The sequence below is a fragment of the Sphingobium sufflavum genome (assembly GCF_021403115.1).
Lineage (GTDB): Bacteria > Pseudomonadota > Alphaproteobacteria > Sphingomonadales > Sphingomonadaceae > Sphingobium > Sphingobium sufflavum.
In genome coordinates, this window is record NZ_JAJSSH010000010.1 from 124,469 (window position 1) to 137,747 (window position 13,279).

The 13,279-nt window shown below is 63.4% G+C and carries 21 protein-coding genes and 1 pseudogene; 7 read left to right on the forward strand and 15 right to left on the reverse strand.

The annotated features are described in order from the left end of the window. Positions 1-13: 13 nt before the first annotated feature. From LWE61_RS15015 to LWE61_RS15085, 15 genes and pseudogenes are all read right to left on the reverse strand, one after another. Complete coding sequence (locus LWE61_RS15015; protein ID WP_234151466.1) at positions 14-961, reverse strand: hypothetical protein; 948 nt, start codon at positions 959-961, stop codon at positions 14-16. Positions 962-988: 27 nt separating this feature from the next. Next, positions 989-3,271, reverse strand: a complete 2,283-nt coding sequence (locus tag LWE61_RS15020) for a portal protein (protein ID WP_234151467.1) — start codon at positions 3,269-3,271, stop codon at positions 989-991. Continuing rightward, complete coding sequence (locus tag LWE61_RS15025) at positions 3,264-3,689, reverse strand: hypothetical protein (RefSeq protein WP_234151468.1); 426 nt, start codon at positions 3,687-3,689, stop codon at positions 3,264-3,266. Before LWE61_RS15025 ends, LWE61_RS15020 begins: the two co-directional genes overlap by 8 nt. 1 nt (position 3,690) lies before the next feature. Beyond that, positions 3,691-5,259 carry a hypothetical protein gene (locus tag LWE61_RS15030; protein WP_234151469.1) on the reverse strand — a complete coding sequence of 523 codons (1,569 nt, stop codon included), beginning with the start codon at positions 5,257-5,259 and terminating at the stop codon, positions 3,691-3,693. Then, entirely contained in the window at positions 5,256-5,960 is a 705-nt protein-coding gene (locus LWE61_RS15035) for a terminase small subunit (protein ID WP_234151470.1), read from the reverse strand. Before LWE61_RS15035 ends, LWE61_RS15030 begins: the two co-directional genes overlap by 4 nt. Before the next feature lie 470 nt (positions 5,961-6,430). Further along, positions 6,431-6,622 carry a hypothetical protein gene (locus LWE61_RS15040; RefSeq protein ID WP_234151471.1) on the reverse strand — a complete coding sequence of 64 codons (192 nt, stop codon included), beginning with the start codon at positions 6,620-6,622 and terminating at the stop codon, positions 6,431-6,433. Then, positions 6,619-6,777, reverse strand: coding sequence for a hypothetical protein (locus LWE61_RS15045; protein WP_234151472.1), 159 nt, complete (start codon positions 6,775-6,777; stop codon positions 6,619-6,621). The genes LWE61_RS15040 and LWE61_RS15045 overlap by 4 nt, the downstream gene beginning before the upstream one ends. Next, positions 6,774-7,841 carry a helix-turn-helix domain-containing protein gene (locus LWE61_RS15050; RefSeq protein WP_234151473.1) on the reverse strand — a complete coding sequence of 356 codons (1,068 nt, stop codon included), beginning with the start codon at positions 7,839-7,841 and terminating at the stop codon, positions 6,774-6,776. Before LWE61_RS15050 ends, LWE61_RS15045 begins: the two co-directional genes overlap by 4 nt. Before the next feature lie 2 nt (positions 7,842-7,843). Beyond that, positions 7,844-8,314 carry a hypothetical protein gene (locus LWE61_RS15055; protein WP_234151474.1) on the reverse strand — a complete coding sequence of 157 codons (471 nt, stop codon included), beginning with the start codon at positions 8,312-8,314 and terminating at the stop codon, positions 7,844-7,846. Next, positions 8,311-8,697 carry a DNA translocase FtsK gene (locus LWE61_RS20965; RefSeq protein ID WP_407696248.1) on the reverse strand — a complete coding sequence of 129 codons (387 nt, stop codon included), beginning with the start codon at positions 8,695-8,697 and terminating at the stop codon, positions 8,311-8,313. The genes LWE61_RS15055 and LWE61_RS20965 overlap by 4 nt, the downstream gene beginning before the upstream one ends. Further along, positions 8,692-8,931: pseudogene (locus LWE61_RS15065) on the reverse strand (DUF2312 domain-containing protein); the annotation flags it as partial. The gene LWE61_RS20965 and the pseudogene LWE61_RS15065, both read right to left, overlap by 6 nt. Before the next feature lie 17 nt (positions 8,932-8,948). Then, a complete protein-coding gene (locus LWE61_RS15070; protein ID WP_234151475.1) occupies positions 8,949-9,095 on the reverse strand; it encodes a hypothetical protein in 147 nt (48 codons plus the stop codon). Continuing rightward, on the reverse strand, positions 9,092-9,691 hold the full coding sequence (locus LWE61_RS15075; protein ID WP_234151476.1) for an MT-A70 family methyltransferase: 600 nt from the start codon (positions 9,689-9,691) through the stop codon (positions 9,092-9,094). The genes LWE61_RS15070 and LWE61_RS15075 overlap by 4 nt, the downstream gene beginning before the upstream one ends. Continuing rightward, positions 9,688-9,831 (reverse strand): hypothetical protein, encoded by a 144-nt coding sequence (locus tag LWE61_RS15080; RefSeq protein ID WP_234151477.1) that lies wholly within the window; start codon positions 9,829-9,831, stop codon positions 9,688-9,690. Before LWE61_RS15080 ends, LWE61_RS15075 begins: the two co-directional genes overlap by 4 nt. Before the next feature lie 177 nt (positions 9,832-10,008). Beyond that, positions 10,009-10,233 carry a hypothetical protein gene (locus tag LWE61_RS15085; protein ID WP_234151478.1) on the reverse strand — a complete coding sequence of 75 codons (225 nt, stop codon included), beginning with the start codon at positions 10,231-10,233 and terminating at the stop codon, positions 10,009-10,011. Between the two features lie 19 nt (positions 10,234-10,252). On the opposite strand from LWE61_RS15085, the gene LWE61_RS15090 reads away from it, so the two are divergent. The 7 genes from LWE61_RS15090 (at position 10,253) to LWE61_RS15120 (ending at position 13,209) form a co-directional block, all read left to right on the forward strand. Next, positions 10,253-10,765, forward strand: a complete 513-nt coding sequence (locus LWE61_RS15090) for a helix-turn-helix transcriptional regulator (protein ID WP_234151479.1) — start codon at positions 10,253-10,255, stop codon at positions 10,763-10,765. Positions 10,766-10,913: 148 nt separating this feature from the next. Next, positions 10,914-11,360 carry a hypothetical protein gene (locus tag LWE61_RS15095; protein ID WP_234151480.1) on the forward strand — a complete coding sequence of 149 codons (447 nt, stop codon included), beginning with the start codon at positions 10,914-10,916 and terminating at the stop codon, positions 11,358-11,360. Positions 11,361-11,477: 117 nt separating this feature from the next. Next, entirely contained in the window at positions 11,478-11,702 is a 225-nt protein-coding gene (locus LWE61_RS15100; RefSeq protein ID WP_234151481.1) for a hypothetical protein, read from the forward strand. Continuing rightward, entirely contained in the window at positions 11,699-11,998 is a 300-nt protein-coding gene (locus tag LWE61_RS15105) for a hypothetical protein (protein ID WP_234151482.1), read from the forward strand. Before LWE61_RS15100 ends, LWE61_RS15105 begins: the two co-directional genes overlap by 4 nt. Further along, positions 11,995-12,771, forward strand: a complete 777-nt coding sequence (locus LWE61_RS15110; protein ID WP_234151483.1) for a Rad52/Rad22 family DNA repair protein — start codon at positions 11,995-11,997, stop codon at positions 12,769-12,771. The genes LWE61_RS15105 and LWE61_RS15110 overlap by 4 nt, the downstream gene beginning before the upstream one ends. Further along, on the forward strand, positions 12,768-12,911 hold the full coding sequence (locus tag LWE61_RS15115; protein WP_234151484.1) for a hypothetical protein: 144 nt from the start codon (positions 12,768-12,770) through the stop codon (positions 12,909-12,911). The genes LWE61_RS15110 and LWE61_RS15115 overlap by 4 nt, the downstream gene beginning before the upstream one ends. Beyond that, positions 12,904-13,209: a hypothetical protein gene (locus LWE61_RS15120; RefSeq protein WP_234151485.1), complete on the forward strand. Its 306-nt coding sequence runs from the start codon at positions 12,904-12,906 to the stop codon at positions 13,207-13,209. Before LWE61_RS15115 ends, LWE61_RS15120 begins: the two co-directional genes overlap by 8 nt. The last annotated feature ends 70 nt before the right edge of the window (positions 13,210-13,279 follow it).

The following is a 13,279-nucleotide window of genomic DNA, read 5'->3' on the forward strand; positions in this document are numbered from 1 at the left end:
GGAACCGGCCCGATCAGGCGCGGCCCAGATAATCTTCGAGGTCTGCTTTCGACAGATTTGCCAGCGCGTCCTCATAGTCGAGCATGCGTCCTTGGGTCAGGAGCGCGTCGAGGTGGCCGAACTTGCCATCCTCATCCGCATCATGCTCGGCGGCAGGCAGATTGTGCAGGGTCGGCGGCAGCTCCACCTTGGCCTTGCTGGGCTTCGGCTTTGGCTTCGGTTCCTCTTCGCGCTGGCCGTCGACCTTGGGCACCGGTGCCGATGCGGCCGGGATGCCCATTTCCTCCTTCCAGATGGCATGCGCCAACTTGAGTTGCGCCCTGTTGGACAGACCGCCGTTGTTCGGGTCGGACGTGACCTCGCGCACGACGGTGTCGAAGGACATGAGGCGCGTTTTGTTGGCCTTCAGGTCGGGGTTGGCGGTCAGGAACTTGTCGACGTCACCATTCCAGCGCGCGACGACGCCCTCGTCATGCTGCTGCTGGTGGGCCAGCTTGTTGGTGAGGCCGTTCTTTTCCTCGTTCAAGGCGTCGAGCTGCGCCCGGAACTCCTTGGTGGTGATGTCGCCATCGTCGAGCTTGTCCGAGAGCGCATCGGCGCGCGTGGCGATGTCGGCCAGCTTCGTTTCGATGTCCTTCGGATCGACGCGATCCTTGAGCGCCGGAATGACGGGTTCGGGATCGTCGTCGTCATCCTCGTCGGCTGCGGCTACGCCGTCGTCCCGTCCTGCGGCTTCGCTGGCGGCAGCACGCGCAGCGGCGGCGTCTGCCTCCGCGTCATTTGCATCGAGCTTCTGCTGTTCGCTCAACTGTTCCGCGCCATCTTCGCCATCGTCGCCGTCGGAATCGTTGCCTTCATCGTCCTGCTGGCCGTCGTCGGCTTCGTCGCTCTCCAATTCCTGCAATCCGGCCAGCTCTTCCTCGGTCAGGAGGGCTTTTTCGGCGTCGGTGAAACCATTCATGTCAGCGTCCTTTGCTGTGGGTGTGGGTCAAGCGCCTGGCTGCGGCGCGGGTGGTTGCTGTTGGGCGAGGGCGGCCTCCTGTGCGGCCTGTTGCTCCGCCGCCTGCTGCTGGGCCTCGCCTTCCATGACGCCCGCAATCCGGGCGTCCTCCTCTTGCTCGGTCCGGGACATGATCCCGGCCTCGTGCAGGATCTGGTCGGCGACGGGCACGGCGGCCGGCGCGGACAGCATGGCGAGCGCGGCCTCCAGCGCCGCCTTGGTCGCGCCGACATTGCCCGCGGCGATCGCGCTTATGGCCTTCTGCGTCTCGGCGCTGAGGCGCTGCGCCTGCGCGGCCTTCTGCTGCGCACTGGCGTTCTTGTCGGCGATGGTCGCGTCGGTGAGGGCATCCTGGCGCTTCTGCTGGGCCTGCTGCGCCTCCTGCCGGGCGATCTCCTCTGGCGTCAGCTCCTCTGCGTCGGGGTCGCGCATGCCTGTGATCTGCCGGATGCGCTTCACCAGCTCGTCGCGCTGGGGGATGTCCATCATCTCGACCGTGAGATCCAACATGACCAACGCCACCTGCGGGTTGACCGGGGTGAGCTGGACGAGAAGCTGGATCAGCTCGTCGACCTGCGCCTGCCGGACGGACGCGCGCCAATCCTCCTCGCTGATGACGAAGTCGGCCTTGGTGCGGACAATGTCGTTTTCCGGCAGACCGTCGTTGATCGTCGCATATTCGTGGGTGCCGCGCATGTTGGTGATGCGGAAGGCTTTCTCCTCCGTCATGTGCTGCTCGACATTCGCAAGCTGCTTCTCGCCCTGAACCTGCGCGGCGAACCGCAGATTGTCGAAGATACCGGCCGTGGCCATCGCGCCCTGTTCCTGCCGTCTGCCGATGGCGAGACCGGATGTGGCGTTGGTGCTGCGGCCTAGGTTCTCGTCGGTGACGCCAGACTGGGTCTGGATCATCATGATGGACCGGCTCATGAGGTCGAGGTGGGCAGGGGCGAGGGCGCGGTCGGCGTTTATGTCCAGTCGCTTGTTCGGCCTCACCACAATCACAGCGTCGGGGCGGCTCACCTCCTCCAAATACTCATCGATGTCCGGGACTGCGCCCTCTTCCATGATGGTCTTGTTGGTGGACAGGATGTGAAGCGCCTTGGACGCGCGCTTGTTGATGTCGCGCTGAATGTCCTTCATGCCCCGGATCATGCCATAGGGCATGCCGTCCTTGCGGCGGCGGTAGCACCAGATTGGCGTGAACGGGAAACGGTTGTGCCGGTACGGGCTGGTGCCGACATAGAGCAGATGGGCCGTCGTCATGATGGCGACGTGCATCCGCATCATCACCTTTTCGACGATGCTGGCCCGGCCGCTCTCCACCTCATCGACGTGCGGTTGAAAATCCGGGTCATAGACCTCGCCCTTGAAGTCGCCGCGGCGCAGACGCTTGACCTTCACGGGCATGCGGAACCAGCATTCGATAGCGCGGAAACGGTCGCGGCTGACGCCAGTCGCTTCCAGCGAACCCTCCGTGACGGATTCCTCCAGCGCGTCCATGGCCTGATCGCCGTTGATCCAGTCGGACCCGTCGGACCCGGCCTCGCGGCAGGCTTCACGCAGGTGATGGAGGCGCTTCGGGAACAGTGCGGCCCCGATGTCGTAATCCAGCCATTTCGACCGGAACATGTATCGGCCGTCCTGTAGGTCCATTTCGGTGGCGGCGCTGTCCCACAGCATATTCCGCCAGTCCTCATAACGGGAGTAGAGCGGCTCGCCGTCGTCCTCGTCCTGGGCGCCATCCTCCAGCCAGCCGATGCCCGCCTTGACGCAGTCCTCGAACGCGCGCGAGCGGTGGAAGGGAGAACGGTTGACGTCCGACAGATATTTGAGGAGCTGCGTCTTGCGCTCGGCGGGCTTGCTGTCATCGGCGCGGCGCGGCAGCACCTTGTAGTCGGAGCGGCTGCGCTTCTCCGTGCCGATGACCCAATTCACGGTGGTGGCAATGACATTGTAGACCAGCGGTTCTTGGCCCCGGTCGGCAAGGATGCGCTTGTCCTCATCCTTCCACTGGTCATTGTCGTACATGGCCTCGTCTTCGGCCATCTCCGCCCGGTTCTCGCTCTGGCGCTCCAGCTCACGCTGATAGTAACCGATCAGGCGGCGATGGAGATGGATGCCTTGCCAGCCGTCCAGGTCGGACTGGGTGCCGCCGCGCGCGCTGACTGGCAGCATGTTGTTGCCATTGGCGTGAAGGCGCTCTTCGGGGTTGTTCCGGCGCACGACGCCGAATTCAGGCCCCTGCGCGGTATTGGCGTCGTCAAACACGGTCTGTCACCTCGGCGTGATGCTCCTTGCCGTCGCTGTCGATGCGGACGGCGTCCGCCACGACCACGCGCTCGAAGGGGGCGGGGGGGATGGTGAGGAGGTCGCCCAGATGGTCGCGGATGATCGACGTGATGCGGATGCACATCTGCGGCGACGGCGTGATGCGAAGGTGCTGGCAGAACTGGAATGACGTGCGGACGGCGTGACGCGGTTCGCCGATCTCCTCCGTCCATATCCACGCGTTGCGCTGCATGACGACGCATGGCGTCACCTTTTCGTGGCCCTCCATGTGGGTGGGCACGATGACGAGGCAGGGGTGCAGTTCGTCGCCGAACCATGTCGCATAGACGGTTATGTCGCCGTGGCGGAACCGGCCATGATAGCGCGTGAGGTCGAGAGCGTATTGACGGGTTGTCATGTCAGGATGCCATTCCAGATCTGCGTTTGCGGGTTGGTCGGGTGCCAGCGGTGACGGCATGCTCTTCCCAGCCCTGCGCCCACTGGCGGATGGCGTCGGCGCCTTCGCTGTTCTCGTCGTGCTTGGGGGTCGGCTTCCAGACGGCGAGGCGCTCGTCGCGCTCCTTGCCGTAATTGGCCAGCCGCTGGAGGCCGAGCGCGCAGCCGCTTTCATCGAACCACGCCTGGCTGAACTTCGTCCGCATCAGGTTGATGCCGTGCGTAACCTCCGCGACGCGGGGAACGATCTCGAAACGCCAGGTCGGGCGCAACTGGCGCAGCAAGTCGATCGGCGCGGCGACGACATTGGCGAGCTGGCGCTTGTGGTCGGCGTCGTGGGGCAGATAATGGGTGCCCCAGAGATAGCCCAGCGCCTCCAGCTCCTTGACATAGTGATCGAACGGCATGCCGTGATCTTCGATGTAATTGAGGAAGCGGTGGGCGGGCGCGACGTGCTGATGCGTCCATATGCCGGTGCCGTCGCGGTTGCCGATGTCCCAGAATGTGTTGACCGGAACATGGCTGACATGCGGCACGGTGGTGATGCGGCCGGACCTGCGGGCGGTTGCCAGCTGGATCGTGTAATATTTGCCCTCGGTCGACTGCTGGAACGCCTCTTTCGACGTGGAAGGATATTCCTGCCACATCTTCTCCGGGTCGCCGGCGAAGTCACTATCGCGGGTCGCGATGTACCATGCGCGCTGGCGCAGGCTCAGCGTGGTGCGGCACGCGGCTTCCACGGTGTCGAAGTATTCATGTTCCTTGGCGGTGATGATGACCCCCGCCGGGTCCATGTGATAATCTTCGTTCTTCCACCACGGCTCGAAATTGAAGCGCCATTCGCGGATGGTCAGGGGGCGGTCGATCTGGGACCGCTCCTCCGCCTTGGTGGCCATCTCGTGATAGGCGCCGCCCTGTCCTTCGGCAGTGCTTTCGATGATGGCGATGCCATCCTTGGGCACGGCCGGGAGTGAGCCGGTGAGAACCTCGCGCGCCTTCTGCGGGTATTTCGCGCATATCTTGCCGAATTCGGAGATGTGCAGGCGGTGGATGGTGCCGCCGCGCATCGATGTGGCGACGCGCACGCTGCTATTGTTGTGGGCGAAGAGCAGCTCGGTCGCGCTGTCCTTCTTCAGCGGCATGACAGCGCGCAGCGCCGCAGGGAGGTTGTCGTAAGCGAACTTGACCTTGTCGCGGAAGATGCTCTCCGCCGCCTCACGCTCATGGGCGATGATGCCGCACCGCTGGTTCGGGTTGAACAGGGCATGGTCGAGCCACATGATCGCGATGAGCGTGGTGAAACCCAACTGCCGGGCTTTCAGGATCAGCGTGCGGAACCAAAGGCGCTTTATCAGGCGGCGCTGTGCCCGGTTCGGTCGGAACGGCATGACGCTGGTGCCGTCCGCCATGGCGTCGTCCTTCGTCATGATGACATAGAGCTGGCCGGAACAGACGCGCCACATCGGGTCCGCCAGGCATTGCTCCAGCTCCACATCGTTGCTGGGCACGAAGTCGTGGCTCATCACGCTCATTCGTCATCACCGTCATCACAGGTGGACGCCGGCGTGAGGGCGCTGCCACGGCCCTGCATGTCCTGGACGATCATGTGCAGCGGGTTCCCCTCGCTGCCGTCGGGCTTGCCTTCCTTCAGCCACCCTTGCAGCCGGACGATGCTGTCGAGGGCGGATTTTTGATCGTGCCACGCAATTTCGACGACCTGCCCTGTCGCTGCATCGGTGGCTTGCCGCCGTTTCAGCGCCCCGCCATGGGGTTGTCCTTCCAGCTCCTCCTTTGCTGGAACCCCGTCGAACTCCTCCCGAATTTTGAACCGCGTCAGCGATACGGCGGTGCCGTAATCCATCTCCGTCACATTCTTGAACGTGCCGTCTTCATTGAAGAACTGGCGCGGATCAGAGAATGCGAGATAGGCATATTGCTGCATCACACGCTCGCGCGTGATCTCGAATTTGGCGGCGTCCTTCGCCCGGATCGCTGCGATGGCGGCCTTTACCGCAGGCTGGCGCAGGAGGCGCGACGCAGCGGTGCGGGCGGCTTGCCCGCTGGCCCGATAGCCCGCGCGGGCATAGGCGGCGGTGGCGTTCAGCTCCGGGTCGCTCAGATATTCATGAACGAACCTCTCCTGCTGCATGGAGAGCCGCTGCGTGGCAGCGTTCTTGGCCTGCCCGGCCTTCTTCGGACGGGAAGCCTTCTTCGGCTTCTTTCGCTCGGTCACTGCCCACCCTGCACGCTGATGCGCAAGAATCATCGCGCGTCTGATCGGTGTTACGCAAGCATTTTCAGATGGATAGATGAACTATCTCGAAAATGTCTTAGGTGTAACATGTTAAGTCATTGAAATTGCATGTTTGAAAGGATGATGGGCCGAGCGGCTACGTGAACCGGAATTACCCGTGGGTGACTTGGCCGGAAAACATTCGTAACATCGGCCCATGCCAGGTGAACTCGACGACATTGAAGCGCAGGTTGACTGCCCGAAATGCGGGTTGGAAATCAGTGTGCCGTATCGAATTATCAGGTTGCAGAAGTCAGTGAGCTGTCACTGTGGGGCCATGCTCGTGCTTGAGGACGACACGTCAATTGGCTGCATTCAGCGCCTAATCGATGATGCCAACCCGTCAGTAGGGTCGAACGACGACTGAAGTTATGGCGCTCGCGGGCATGTCATTCGATCAACGGTAAACGCTACATCCTCCTCTCGCGGGATCGCGCCGCCGCCAACTCGCCCCGCCACCGTTCGACCTCCTCTTGCGCCTCGGTCTGGTAGAGGGGATTGCCATGTTCCGCCGCCTGTTGCTGGCGGGCCAGCGCGCGGGCCAAGGCTTCCTCGCACTCGAATTCGGACCATGTACGGTTGCGCCGGCGTCGCGCTGTCATGCCGTGGGCCATTTCTGATCGATGCGATCCGCCAGCGCCAGAAGCTCATGCCATTTGTCTTCCAGCGCCTCCCGCACCTCCGGACGGCGCTCGTCGGCGATGTCGATCGACACGCGAGCGGCCAGCGCCCGGACCTCGTCGGAGGGACGGCTCATTGCGCTGGTCTTTCGACGCGCCAGCGCAGGTCTGCGCCCTTGCCCAGCACCGCGGCGAGCGCACGGCGGATGGGAATGTCGAAGTTGCTGCGATGATAGCTGCTCATCATGTCGCTCGGCGCTGTGACGGTCAGCGTGGTGCCATTGACGTCGAGACGGGTTGGCTCGAACCAGATTGCAAACTCGGCCTTGGGGACCGCTTTTGCGATCTGCGCCCGGATGGCGCGCGCGCTGTCGCACTCCCCGCTGGTGTCGAGCGTCGGGCGGATTCCGTTGCCGCTGCTCACCGGCGGCGGTTCGAAGCGCACGCCTGCCTTCGCATCACGCAGGACGCGGGCCGTGGCTTCGTTGATCCGATTGTACCACGCCCGGTTCCAGTCCATTTTGCGCGCACCCGCCCGGCCTTCGCCCAGCCAGTAATCTCGGAACGCCTCGGCCTCCGCATGATAGGCCCCGTCCGGCCACTGGCGCGCCTTGGCCCTTACGGCCGACGGCAGGTCCGCAATGGCGGGCGGCTCCCATGTCTCGGATATGCGTTCGCCGCGATCCCGTTTCGCCCTTTCATGCTCGGCTTTCCCATCACCGCCCCCCTTGGGGGGTAGGGGGGCTTTAACCTTATTCCTTTCCTCACTCTCTGGGGTGACAGCAGTGTCACCCTCCCCATGACACGGTTGTCGTCCCCCCTGCGTCAAATCGTCAGGGGGGTACGACACATCGTCAGGGGGGTACGACAGATTGTCACGGGGCCTCGACAAAATGACAGGGGGGTCCACATGCGAAACCTTCACGGGCTTATAGGTCGGGAACCTGAAGGCGCTCCACCCTTGCCCGCCGTCCTCGCGCTGGCGCTCGATGCGCTCCAACAACCCGATTTCCTCCAGCCGGAGTATGTGGCGCTGCACGGTCCGGGTCGACACCTCGACCTCGTCGGCAATGCGCCTCACCGATACGAAGCACTCATCTCCGCGCGGGTTCATCCAGTTGGCGATGCCGACCAGCACCGCCTTGGTCACAGGATCTCCGGTGCGCTGCTGCCGCGCCCAATGTTCGGCTTCCCACGACATGGTCAGGATGCCCCGGAGTGTGGCGCGACCTTGGCGGGGCCGACTTCCTCGACCGTCCAGCCGCCGCCTCGCCGTCCTTTGGGGATCGCGATGCGGAAGACGAACGGGTAGAGGCTTGCCGCCACCTTCATCTTCACCTTGGCGTCCTCTTCGATGATCGCCGCGGAACCCTTGACGTCGTGCAGCTCCATGGTGCCGTCGGCCAGCATCACGGGGAAATCCACTTCGAGGAACGTGTTGTCGGCGAGCCGGAGCTTGATACCTTCGAAACGATACCAGACGATCTCGCCCGCGAGTTGGCGCGGGCGCAGAACCTCATCCTCATAGCGTTGCTCGGTCTGGTTCTTCTCGCCGACCGGCAGTCGACCGAGAGCGCGCAACTGTGCTTTGGGATCGACAGTCGACGGCAGGGCGTCAGGTGAGAGCCGCCCGTCCGCAACCAGTCGCCGTACGAGCGCGTGGCGCCGGTTCATGACCGGGACTCAGCGATCGAGGCGGACACTGGCAATCCTTTGGCCGCCATATCAGCATTATATCGCTCGACCATGAGGGCCAGCGCGGGATGGGCCTCGCCGTTGGGGGGGATCAGCACGTCACGCTTGCCGACATGGTTGGGCGGGCCGACGACGCCGCGCGTCTCCAATTCTGCGATCAGCCGGGCGGCGGCGTTATAGCCTATCCTCAACTGCCGTTGGAGCCAGCTCGCCGACGCGGTTTGATGGTCTATGACGAGACTGAGCGCGGTCGTGAACAGCTCGGCATTGCTGGCCGAGGGGGCAGGGGCAGGGCGGTCCGGCACCGGCCGCCCATCATGCGCCTCGAACATGCGCGGCGTAGGCTCTGCGGGTCCGTCCATACCCAGCGCCGCCTTGTAGGTGTCCAGCAGCGCCTCGGCTTCCTGCCGAACATGCTTCTCCAGCCTGCGGAGGCGAACGACAGCGCGCACCGTTTTGACGTCATATCCGGTCGCCTTCAGCTCAAGATAGACGTCCTTGATGTCGTCGCTGATCCCTCTCTTCTCCTCCTCCAGCCGCTCGATGCGTTCTATGAGCAGGCGAAGCTGGTCCGCCGCGATATTCCCTTCGGACATATGGTCCCCCTGTCTGCTTATCTGGGCCGTTGACGCAGCGCGCGGACATCCGACGGGCTGACGCGGTAGGCGGTGTTGGACACGCGGCGCGCGATGGTGGCGTCGCAGCGGACGACGGGCAGCATCAGGCGCACGGCGTCGCGGGTGAAGGGGCAGCTAATCATGCGGCTGCACCGGCGACGAATTTGTCCGCCTCATGGCCCCATGCGTCCCAGCCGGGGTGCCGCTGGCGCGCGAACAGCTCGACGAACCGGACGCCGTTCTTCGCCATCCGCTGGCAATAGTCATATTGCTCGTCCGGCTTGCGGCTATGCTCGCGCCGTTCGGCGTCGATGACGTGCAACTCCTCCGTCTCGATGATGTTGCGCAGGTTGTTGGCGGTCGCCGGACTGCCCAGCGTGCCGATCAGATAAGGCTCGCAGGCGCTGCGCAGGACATAGCCGGTGCCGAACGCCGACTTCCCGTGCTTCGTCCGCTTGTGCCACGCGCCGCCCGTGACGTACCGGAACCCCCAGTCGTCGAGCAGTTGCAAGGACTGACGCAGCGTCGGCCAGCACGCCCACATCTTCAGGATGCAGTCGCCACGACCCAACTGGGCGACGGGCATCGCCGCCAGCTCCTCCCATGTCATCGTGCCGTACTGGGCCTGCGGGCTTTTGCCTTCACCCTTGGCCGAATAGGTTTCGAACCGCGTGGCCGGATCGGCGAGGATGAGGTCATAGCCGAGCGGTTGCAGCTCGCCGAAGGGCCAGCCGCTCACCGCATCCACTCGTCTTCGGGGTAAAGATGGGGTTCGGCGTCTGCCTGCATGCGTCGATTGGCGCGGACGCCGACCAACCAGCCTATGCCGTAGGCCAGCGCGCTAGCGCCGAGCGACGCGCACCAAATTGCGAGGTCCATATTCCACTCTCCTAGGCAGGACACGATTGGGATGGGTCGCGCACCGGGCGCGACGACGACGGGACGAGAAGTCCGGATTTGGGACATTTTGCGCCATTCCGACGCGCGCAAAGCGGTTGAATTCGCGCGCGCGCGCGTGCAATTGTTCCATGCATGGAATGGAAGCCCGCCCCGACATCAGGACGTGTGCGCAGCTTGGTCGGCCACGCCGTAGAAGCTGTTTGGTGGAACCTTGCCGCCGGTGTGATGCATGATCTTCACCATCAGCGCCCGGCCGGGGATCACTTCACCCTTTGCGGCTCTCGTGATGGTAGACGGCGCGCATCGGCACTTATTGGCCAGACGTGTCGCGTTTTCTCCCGGCTGTTCAAGCCATTCGCGGAGGGTCATTTCGTCCTTCATCGGGACGGAATTGCATAATATGCAATATACGGTCAATCTCCATATTGCATATCCTGCCGTGGTGACGGGCAGCACGGCATGCAATTTTCGGAGGATGAAGATCCGCCTTGCTGAATTCCGAGACCGCCTTGGCCTCACGCTCGAACAAATGGCGGAGAGGATCGAGGCGTCAGACAGCCAGCTTTCGCGTTGGGAAAAGGGCAAGAGCAACATCCCGTCCAGCCGCCTCCCAGAGCTGGCACGGGCTTACGAGTGTCGTCTGTCCGAAATATTCGTGGATGACGATTACGCGGACGAGGATTTGGAATTAGGCCCCGACCAGCTCACTGACATGCTTCGTCTCGCCCAGAATGAGATGGTCGCTGGAACGTCTTTCGCGGACTGGCCGCGAGCCGTCGCGACAAATCTGCATGAACAGCTAAGGCAGATTCAAGCTGCTGGCGGGTTGCGATTGAGTTCGGGTCAAGTGACGCAGACTGGCAAAGCTGATCGATCTCGGCGCTCCAGTATCGGAGCCGCGCAGGAAGGATAGCGCATTCTACTAAACATGGATTGCAACCGGGGCGGCACGCCGGGTTTTTCAAGTACACATTGTTCTCCAAATGGCCGCTATGCTGTCGCTCGCTTATAATTATTGGTTAACGCGAGGCGAACGGGATGTGCCGAGTGGGCTTTGACGAATGAACCAGACAGGCTGTAGGCCAGCGTGGAAATCAGTTTCTCTCTGGCTCATGATAGGTTCGGGGCTTGCTGCTGGATCGTTGCAACTTGACCTGCACCGCCGAGGTGAAAATACCGAAATAAACGCAGCTCATGACATCGCAGTTGAGGAGCGCCATTGGAACGAAGCGATTGCCATGGCTGATGTGTCTATGCGCGACACAAAGTCTTGCCTGGAATCTGACCCTTTGGCTGACTGCAGGCAGGACTGGAAGATGCGCGACCGTATCCGCTTCTATAAGCGTATGATCGACGAGAGTGGACCCGAACTTTACATCGGCGCCAGCCCGCGCACCACAACCCGAGAATACCGGAATATATGCCTGCTCGTGTTTATGGTGGCTTGCATCTTACAGGCGCGCCGCCTGTTTTGGCGCGTCCGTGCGCGCAGATCGACAGCTTTGTAACCCACCAAGTTTCATCGGCTGCGAAATAAATTGCATAACATGCAATATTTGCGTTGACCGATAATTGCACAATATGCAAGAAACCTCCAAGGCGCATGATGTGCCGTGGAGGTTTCAATGGCCCGCAACAAGGTCAACACCAGCCGCCCGAATAGGACGGCCCCCATACCCGGCAAGCTCTATGCGCCGCGCGGCACCAGCTATGCCGCTGAGCTTCTCTACCTGATCGCGACGGATCGTCGGTGCATGGCGCACGCGGCTGGCATGATCGCTTCGGTCATCGCTGGTGCGATTGCCGTCGTCGGGTTGGTGGTCATGGTCGGACCGGATTTCGCACGATGAGCGTCGAACTCGCTATCGACGCGGCGGAGCGTTGCGGAACCTGCGGCCACATCCGGGCGGCCCACTGGGGTCAGAGCGGTCGCATCCTGGAGCTTTCGGGCGAATGCCGCGCCTTCGTGCCGTCGGATGACACCTATCTGCGCGCAGCGGCTCCGCTGCTGGTCGCGGCGCTGGAGGCGCTGTTGGATGCAACGGTTGAGGCGGACCTGAGCCATGGCGTTGCCCTGTCGAACGAAGAGGCGGAGGCGCGGCAACTCGCGCAAGCCGCCATCGCAGCGGCGCGAGGTGTTGCATGATCGACATCGCCGCCCTGCAAGCCCCTTTCGAGTGTCACGAACATAGCTGGCGCGCGCAATCCGTTGCCCGGTCCGCTACCAGCGCGCAGGCGCTATGCTATCTCACCTCCCGTTCCGTACAGGATCGTCTGGATTCGGTTTGCACTCCCGCTGGTTGGCAGGGCAGCTTCGCGGAAACCGCGACCGGCCGCGTGATCGCCACCATCTCCATCAACATGGACGGCCAGTGGATCGCGAAGAGCGACGGGGCAGGGGCCACGGCGATGGAGGGCGAGAAGGGCGGCCTCTCTGCGGCGTTCAAGCGCGCAGGGGCCATGTGGGGCATCGGGCGCTATCTCTACAGCCTTCCAGCCGTGTGGGCCGAGTGTGAGGTCGTGCGGAACGAGAGCGGCCCTGTCCTGCGAAACGGCAAGCCGATCTGGAAGAAATGGACCCCGCGCGGGCAGAGCCAGCTTGAGGATGCCCTTCATGCGCTGTTCGAGCGGCTGCATCACCGCGCCGCGCCGCCCGCCGAGCGCCAGCCTATCGAACTGACCGGGCGCAGGGCGCAGGAGGCGCTGCCCGCCCCGGAGCAGGCACCTATCCCCCTGTCCGAAGCGCCTGCCTTCAAGATGCCGCCGGTCGTGTCCACCCTCATCAACGGCCTGGCGGGCGCGCTGAAAGACGGTTCTGCGGATCAGTTCTGGCGGGACCATTACCGGCATGTGCCGCAGGTCTGGCAGGCGTTCGTCGTCGCGGAGAAAGAGCGGATCAAGCGTGAGGCCCGACCGTGAGCGGCACGCGCGAGCGTCCGGCCGAGCTGCTGCCGGTGGACACGAAGGGCCGGGCGCACTGGCGCAAGGTCCACATGGATGCCGACCGGCGCCAGCCGATCAACCTGCCCCATCCCAAAGGAGATCGGCCCAGTGTCTGACCCGGTCAAACTGTACCCGGACCTCACGCTCCTGCGGTCGCCCGTTATCAAGCCGGAACGCATTTCGCCCGTCGCCAGGACGGACGTTGAGCGCGACGTGGGCGCTGTGGGTGTCGGCTCCATGCTGATGCCGGACGGCGAGCCTGTTGTGTTCCTGTCCCTCCACCAGCCGGACGGTGAGACGGTGATTTCCTACCTCAACCAGACGCGCCTCGGCATGCTGTTCGAGCTGCTTGGCGTGAAGATGGACGAGGTCAGCGTCAGGCTCGCGCGTAACCCGCAGCAGGCCGCCCACTAGCTCCCCCGAAGCCTCGGATGCGTCCCCCCGCATCGCTTGCTCCCCTGCGGATCGGCTGTCGAGGCCGGTC

Coding starts and splice junctions, on each gene's coding strand:
- LWE61_RS15085 (WP_234151478.1), bottom strand. CDS start 10,233: ATGAAGGACGAAATGACCCTCCGCGAATGGCTTGAACAGCCGGGAGAA.
- LWE61_RS15100 (WP_234151481.1), top strand. CDS start 11,478: ATGGCCCGCAACAAGGTCAACACCAGCCGCCCGAATAGGACGGCCCCC.
- LWE61_RS15095 (WP_234151480.1), top strand. CDS start 10,914: ATGAACCAGACAGGCTGTAGGCCAGCGTGGAAATCAGTTTCTCTCTGG.
- LWE61_RS15040 (WP_234151471.1), bottom strand. CDS start 6,622: ATGACAGCGCGACGCCGGCGCAACCGTACATGGTCCGAATTCGAGTGC.
- LWE61_RS15045 (WP_234151472.1), bottom strand. CDS start 6,777: ATGAGCCGTCCCTCCGACGAGGTCCGGGCGCTGGCCGCTCGCGTGTCG.
- LWE61_RS15090 (WP_234151479.1), top strand. CDS start 10,253: ATGCAATATACGGTCAATCTCCATATTGCATATCCTGCCGTGGTGACG.
- LWE61_RS15070 (WP_234151475.1), bottom strand. CDS start 9,095: ATGATTAGCTGCCCCTTCACCCGCGACGCCGTGCGCCTGATGCTGCCC.
- LWE61_RS15110 (WP_234151483.1), top strand. CDS start 11,995: ATGATCGACATCGCCGCCCTGCAAGCCCCTTTCGAGTGTCACGAACAT.
- LWE61_RS15055 (WP_234151474.1), bottom strand. CDS start 8,314: ATGAACCGGCGCCACGCGCTCGTACGGCGACTGGTTGCGGACGGGCGG.
- LWE61_RS15015 (WP_234151466.1), bottom strand. CDS start 961: ATGAATGGTTTCACCGACGCCGAAAAAGCCCTCCTGACCGAGGAAGAG.
- LWE61_RS15105 (WP_234151482.1), top strand. CDS start 11,699: ATGAGCGTCGAACTCGCTATCGACGCGGCGGAGCGTTGCGGAACCTGC.
- LWE61_RS15030 (WP_234151469.1), bottom strand. CDS start 5,259: ATGAGCGTGATGAGCCACGACTTCGTGCCCAGCAACGATGTGGAGCTG.
- LWE61_RS15025 (WP_234151468.1), bottom strand. CDS start 3,689: ATGACAACCCGTCAATACGCTCTCGACCTCACGCGCTATCATGGCCGG.
- LWE61_RS15050 (WP_234151473.1), bottom strand. CDS start 7,841: ATGTCGTGGGAAGCCGAACATTGGGCGCGGCAGCAGCGCACCGGAGAT.
- LWE61_RS15080 (WP_234151477.1), bottom strand. CDS start 9,831: ATGGACCTCGCAATTTGGTGCGCGTCGCTCGGCGCTAGCGCGCTGGCC.
- LWE61_RS20965 (WP_407696248.1), bottom strand. CDS start 8,697: ATGGACGGACCCGCAGAGCCTACGCCGCGCATGTTCGAGGCGCATGAT.